Below are 1,287 nucleotides of genomic sequence, written 5' to 3' on the forward strand. Positions count from 1 at the left end.
AACTTAATACATTATCCCAATATTTTATTTTTCTGATAAATGATTCATGAACTTCACTAGGCAGAGTGCGTTTTATTGTAGAAATTTCATTTTCAAAATCTTGGTACACGTTCGTTGAGTCTGGTGAGTGAATAAAAAACGCTTCAACTAACTTTTTCACACCATCATCATTTATCATAAAGCCGTCTTTTTTCTTTATAAGAAGTTCCTCTGTGTTAACAGCTTTTTTTGCGGCTTCCACAATAGAGCCTACCTTGACTAAATCAATGTTGTGAAGCCAGTATACATACCTGTCTTGAAATTGTTTCTGAATTGCTTTTGGCAACCTTTTATTAAGGCTCTCTATTTCCGATTGATAATTAAGCTCTATCTCTTGAGTGTCCTTGTCTATGTTTGCTTTTATCAACGTTTCTGATAGCTCCTTAACCCTATCATCTATTAACTCTATCCCATCCTTCCTTCTTTTATAAAAAAACTCAGGAGGGACACTAGATGGCTTAAATTTCTTAAGAGTTATTTCTTCTATTTTTTCCTGAACATCACTGCCGCAATGCTTGCATCTTATAGCCTCTTCTTTAATCATCTCTGCACAATATGGACACTTAACCAGGCCTTCTTTCATCTGTTTTCGTTCCACGCCGGCAATGTTTTTATTAATTAAAATTGAGTGAACCAATGCGATGATGAACAGAGCAAATCCATAAATCCACCATAAAATGAATGATCTGCCTTTACTGTTTGCTATTAAGGCAGGAATTAAGCCAAGAATCACTGCTGCCAATAAGAAATCCATTTTTCCTCCGTCAAAGTCAACTTTTTAACATTACCCAACAGATGATACTAAATGAAACAAAAAGGATACGTTAGTATCCAACTTTTGGGGTGCAGTTCATGATGGGTTATTAATAAACAAACTCGAGCTTAAAGCCCAGCAAAGCTGGGTTATATCAATGCATAACACATTGTTTATAATAATTATTTTTTCATTTCAATCATATTTTTATCATATTGACCTTGTATATAGTTAAATGCCTCTACTGTTTTACTGCAATCTTTTGTGTGTTCATCATTACGAACGCAACTAGCATAGTTCAGTGAAATTATCCCTGAAATTGCAGTAATGTTTTCCAATTGCCATCGACAAAATTCAGGATCGGTATGCTGAGAACAGACATTATTTGTTGCTTCAATAATAAAATCTTTATCTGCCTGTTCAGCCTGAACTACCATTGGTAATAGTAACACCACCCATGCCAACCTTTTCATCACACACCCCACGTTTAAATA

General features: G+C 34.7%; 2 protein-coding genes. Both read right to left on the reverse strand.

Features of this window, described 5'->3' with window-relative positions:
• A partial coding sequence (locus PSI14_RS19910; protein ID WP_273577714.1) for a zinc ribbon domain-containing protein occupies window positions 1-793 on the reverse strand: 793 nt, incomplete at its 3' end.
• Between the two features lie 182 nt (window positions 794-975).
• Window positions 976-1,287 (reverse strand): hypothetical protein (locus PSI14_RS19915; RefSeq protein ID WP_273577715.1); only part of this gene is annotated, 312 nt, incomplete at its 5' end.

This window comes from Xenorhabdus anantnagensis (genome assembly GCF_028598555.1).
Lineage (GTDB): Bacteria > Pseudomonadota > Gammaproteobacteria > Enterobacterales > Enterobacteriaceae > Xenorhabdus > Xenorhabdus anantnagensis.